Here is a 4,730-nt window from a genome sequence, read left to right as displayed (position 1 = left end):
GGAAGGTGCGAACAAGTTCCTGATATGAGATCATCATATTCATCCGGAGCGCATCCCAGAGGGACATCATGAGCCATCAACTCACCTTCGCCGATAGTGAATTCAGCACTAAGCGCCGTCAGACCCGAAAAGAGATTTTCCTCTCCCGCATGGAGCAGATTCTGCCATGGCAGAATATGACCGCTGTCATCGAGCCGTTTTATCCCAAGGCGGGCAATGGCCGACGGCCCTATCCGCTGGAGACCATGCTGCGTATTCACTGCATGCAGCATTGGTACAACCTGAGCGACGGTGCCATGGAAGATGCCCTGTACGAAATCGCCTCCATGCGCCTGTTTGCCCGATTATCCCTGGATAGCGCCCTGCCGGATCGCACCACCATCATGAATTTCCGCCACCTGCTCGAGCAGCATCAACTGGCCCGTCAATTGTTCAAGACCATCAATCGCTGGCTGGCCGAAGCAGGCGTCATGATGACCCAAGGCACTTTGGTGGATGCCACCATCATTGAGGCACCCAGCTCTACCAAGAACAAAGAGCAGCAACGCGATCCGGAGATGCATCAGACCAAGAAAGGCAATCAGTGGCACTTTGGCATGAAGGCCCACATTGGTGTCGATGCCAAGAGTGGCCTGACCCACAGCCTGGTCACCACCGCGGCCAACGAGCATGACCTCAATCAGCTGGGTAATCTGCTTCATGGAGAGGAGCAATTTGTCTCAGCCGATGCCGGCTACCAAGGAGCGCCACAGCGCGAGGAGCTGGCCGAGGTGGATGTGGACTGGCTGATCGCCGAGCGTCCCGGCAAGGTAAAAACCTTGAAGCAGCATCCGCGCAAGAACAAAACGGCCATCAACATCGAATACATGAAAGCCAGCATCCGTGCCAGGGTGGAGCACCCGTTTCGCATCATCAAGCGGCAGTTCGGCTTCGTGAAAGCCAGATACAAGGGGCTGCTGAAAAACGATAACCAACTGGCGATGTTATTCACCCTGGCCAACCTGTTTCGGGTGGACCAAATGATACGTCAGTGGGAGAGATCTCAGTAAAAACCGGAAATAACGCCAGAAATGGTGGAAAAAATAGCCTAAATAGGCTGATTCGATGTGTTTGCGGGAAAAAAATCGGCCCAGATCCGCGAAATTTTAATCAGCGAGTCAGCTTGGGAAGAAATGACCTGCTTATTCGCACCTTCCTTAATATAAAGACACAAGCAGAGACATTTTTGGCACGATATAAAAACGCTAAGTTAAAAAATCACTATGACGTGTTGGGTATCAAATGTTCACTGGCATAAACCTCTGTTTCTGATGTAAAACAGATTTTCTGAGGAGGCGTAAAACCTCCTCGTACTGCGAAATTGATTTAGTGATAGCGATCGATCACGCCAACCAGATAGTGGTCGGTTTGCTGCATGTTGATGCCCGCTTTTTTAGCGCTGCGGACTTCATCCAGAATGATTTGCAACAGCGTCCCGTCCACGATTTCCTCTTTTCTGTATCGCTTCAGGAAGTTAATCGCTGACTTATCGTTTGCTGCCTGGGCGTCTTCCGTCAAAGAGGTCAGCGCATTAATGCGCTTCTGGTAATCGCTTACCGTCTGCTCAAACAGATCTTCCAGCGTGGAAAATTCACCGCACCGGGCGTGTTGCTCCTGTAACACCGGCGTGGCGCCGCTCTGTTTGATGTATTCGTACATGCGCATCATTTGCGTCACCGTATTTTGCGCCTGATGACGCAAAAATAGTGCGGTGCCATTAAGGCTATTCTCGCTGCACCTCTGGCTGAGCTGAAGATACAAATTTGAGGTATAAAACTCCTGATTCATTTGCGCATTCAGTTTTTGAACTATTCCGCTAGCGATCATAGGACTTCCTTATTTCTTGTCATCTCAGAAAACGGTCACTCTTCGAAAAAACAACCAGAATAAAAGCGATTCTTTCGCTTTTTTTATTGCGCCTGGTTACGCAGTCATATTCATTTTAAGTCGGGATGCTCCTTATTTAAATATCCAACCCTACTATCGCATTTCTATCTGGCATTATTCTGTGATGGTGTTTCGATATTCACACTCCCTGTGCCAATCCTTTCTTATCGACAGTAGGAAACTTCCTCCGGCTATTCTGCTGAACACGATTAGGGGCACTGTTGCAAAGTTAGCGATGAGGCAGCCTTTTGTCTTATTCAAAGGCCTTACATTTCAAAAACTCTGCTTACCAGGCGCATTTCGCCCAGGGGATCACCATAATAAAATGCTGAGGCCTGGCCTTTGCGTAGTGCACGCATCACCTCAATACCTTTGATGGTGGCGTAAGCCGTCTTCATGGATTTAAATCCCAGCGTGGCGCCGATTATCCGTTTCAGTTTGCCATGATCGCATTCAATCACGTTGTTCCGGTACTTAATCTGTCGGTGTTCAACGTCAGACGGGCACCGGCCTTCGCGTTTGAGCAGAGCAAGCGCGCGACCATAGGCGGGCGCTTTATCCGTGTTGATGAATCGCGGGATCTGCCACTTCTTCACGTTGTTGAGGATTTTACCCAGAAACCGGTATGCAGCTTTGCTGTTACGACGGGAGGAGAGATAAAAATCGACAGTGCGGCCCCGGCTGTCGACGGCCCGGTACAGATACGCCCAGCGGCCATTGACCTTCACGTAGGTTTCATCCATGTGCCACGGGCAAAGATCGGAAGGGTTACGCCAGTACCAGCGCAGCCGTTTTTCCATTTCAGGCGCATAACGCTGAACCCAGCGGTAAATCGTGGAGTGATCGACATTCACTCCGCGTTCAGCCAGCATCTCCTGCAGCTCACGGTAACTGATGCCGTATTTGCAGTACCAGCGTACGGCCCACAGAATGATGTCACGCTGAAAATGCCGGCCTTTGAATGGGTTCATGTGCAGCTCCATCAGCAAAAGGGGATGATAAGTTTATCACCACCGACTATTTGCAACAGTGCCCGTTTTCGTTACCGGAAGATATTCTGAAGGGCGAGTTAAGACCATTAAATTTCAATACAAACAATGAATTAACCTCTTAGCGTGGTTTTTTACATCATTGGACCTTGAACCCCGTAACTGCGTCTGACTACCCGACAATCAGATGCGTCCCTGGGCGTTGGGGCGCAAGAACTGGCTGTTTGCAGGTTCGCTGCGCAGTGGTCAGCGAGCGGCAAACATCATGACGTTAATCCAGTCAGCAAAGCTGAATGGCTTGGATCCGTATGCCTATTTAAGTGATGTGCTGAAAAGGCTGCCGACACACAAAGTGACCCAAATTGAAGAATTGCTGCCACACTGCTGGAAACCTGAACCGAATTAAAAAATAGGCATGGGGTTCAGCGGACGCTTACCTTTTAGGGTTATGTGTAGTACATTAATCGTACTATTTTTGCATTTTTAATATATAATTTTGTGACTTGTGTATTATTTTTTTACAATAGAGTGAGGTTAGTATGAATAAAATCTTTGATGTAGCCCCCTGAAACACCGGACAGTAGCTGTATCTCCAGATAAGAGATAGGCTTGAATATATGTCTAACACTAACGCCAATTTTGAGATGCCCGGGATCCTGTTAGGGAAGGTGCGAACAAGTTCCTGATATGAGATCATCATATTCATCCGGAGCGCATCCCAGAGGGACATCATGAGCCATCAACTCACCTTCGCCGATAGTGAATTCAGCACTAAGCGCCGTCAGACCCGAAAAGAGATTTTCCTCTCCCGCATGGAGCAGATTCTGCCATGGCAGAATATGACCGCTGTCATCGAGCCGTTTTATCCCAAGGCGGGCAATGGCCGACGGCCCTATCCGCTGGAGACCATGCTGCGTATTCACTGCATGCAGCATTGGTACAACCTGAGCGACGGTGCCATGGAAGATGCCCTGTACGAAATCGCCTCCATGCGCCTGTTTGCCCGATTATCCCTGGATAGCGCCCTGCCGGATCGCACCACCATCATGAATTTCCGCCACCTGCTCGAGCAGCATCAACTGGCCCGTCAATTGTTCAAGACCATCAATCGCTGGCTGGCCGAAGCAGGCGTCATGATGACCCAAGGCACTTTGGTGGATGCCACCATCATTGAGGCACCCAGCTCTACCAAGAACAAAGAGCAGCAACGCGATCCGGAGATGCATCAGACCAAGAAAGGCAATCAGTGGCACTTTGGCATGAAGGCCCACATTGGTGTCGATGCCAAGAGTGGCCTGACCCACAGCCTGGTCACCACCGCGGCCAACGAGCATGACCTCAATCAGCTGGGTAATCTGCTTCATGGAGAGGAGCAATTTGTCTCAGCCGATGCCGGCTACCAAGGAGCGCCACAGCGCGAGGAGCTGGCCGAGGTGGATGTGGACTGGCTGATCGCCGAGCGTCCCGGCAAGGTAAAAACCTTGAAGCAGCATCCGCGCAAGAACAAAACGGCCATCAACATCGAATACATGAAAGCCAGCATCCGTGCCAGGGTGGAGCACCCGTTTCGCATCATCAAGCGGCAGTTCGGCTTCGTGAAAGCCAGATACAAGGGGCTGCTGAAAAACGATAACCAACTGGCGATGTTATTCACCCTGGCCAACCTGTTTCGGGTGGACCAAATGATACGTCAGTGGGAGAGATCTCAGTAAAAACCGGAAATAACGCCAGAAATGGTGGAAAAAATAGCCTAAATAGGCTGATTCGATGTGTTTGCGGGAAAAAAATCGGCCCAGATCCGCGAAATTTTAATCA

At 50.2% G+C, this 4,730-nt stretch carries 4 protein-coding genes and 1 pseudogene; 3 read left to right on the top strand and 2 right to left on the bottom strand.

Annotation, left to right across the window (positions count from 1 at the left end; genetic code table 11):
• Positions 1-68 precede the first annotated feature (68 nt).
• Positions 69-1,049, top strand: coding sequence for an IS5-like element ISKpn26 family transposase (locus tag OGY01_RS11320; protein WP_000019445.1), 981 nt, complete (start codon positions 69-71; stop codon positions 1,047-1,049).
• 316 nt (positions 1,050-1,365) lie between these two features.
• Here the strand turns inward: OGY01_RS11320 and OGY01_RS11315 are convergent, their stop codons facing one another.
• A complete protein-coding gene (locus tag OGY01_RS11315) occupies positions 1,366-1,866 on the bottom strand; it encodes a non-heme ferritin-like protein (protein ID WP_001752509.1) in 501 nt (166 codons plus the stop codon).
• 326 nt (positions 1,867-2,192) lie between these two features.
• Positions 2,193-2,897: an IS6-like element IS26 family transposase gene (locus tag OGY01_RS11310; protein WP_001067855.1), complete on the bottom strand. Its 705-nt coding sequence runs from the start codon at positions 2,895-2,897 to the stop codon at positions 2,193-2,195.
• Between the two features lie 196 nt (positions 2,898-3,093).
• Here OGY01_RS11310 and OGY01_RS11305 point away from each other — a divergent pair.
• Both OGY01_RS11305 and OGY01_RS11300 read left to right on the top strand, forming a co-directional pair.
• Positions 3,094-3,321: pseudogene (locus OGY01_RS11305) on the top strand (transposase domain-containing protein); the annotation flags it as partial.
• 325 nt (positions 3,322-3,646) lie between these two features.
• Positions 3,647-4,627, top strand: coding sequence for an IS5-like element ISKpn26 family transposase (locus tag OGY01_RS11300; RefSeq protein WP_000019445.1), 981 nt, complete (start codon positions 3,647-3,649; stop codon positions 4,625-4,627).
• Positions 4,628-4,730: the final 103 nt, after the last annotated feature.

It is taken from the genome of Citrobacter sp. Cm038 (assembly GCF_030333105.1).
Classification (GTDB): domain Bacteria; phylum Pseudomonadota; class Gammaproteobacteria; order Enterobacterales; family Enterobacteriaceae; genus Citrobacter; species Citrobacter murliniae.
Note: the sequence above shows the minus strand (reverse complement) of the source record. Positions and strands in the feature narration are given on the sequence as shown.

Bases quoted from the DNA above. Each gene is read 5' to 3' on its own strand.
- OGY01_RS11310 (WP_001067855.1), bottom strand. From the start codon at position 2,897: ATGAACCCATTCAAAGGCCGGCATTTTCAGCGTGACATCATTCTGTGG.
- OGY01_RS11315 (WP_001752509.1), bottom strand. From the start codon at position 1,866: ATGATCGCTAGCGGAATAGTTCAAAAACTGAATGCGCAAATGAATCAG.
- OGY01_RS11320 (WP_000019445.1), top strand. From the start codon at position 69: ATGAGCCATCAACTCACCTTCGCCGATAGTGAATTCAGCACTAAGCGC.
- OGY01_RS11300 (WP_000019445.1), top strand. From the start codon at position 3,647: ATGAGCCATCAACTCACCTTCGCCGATAGTGAATTCAGCACTAAGCGC.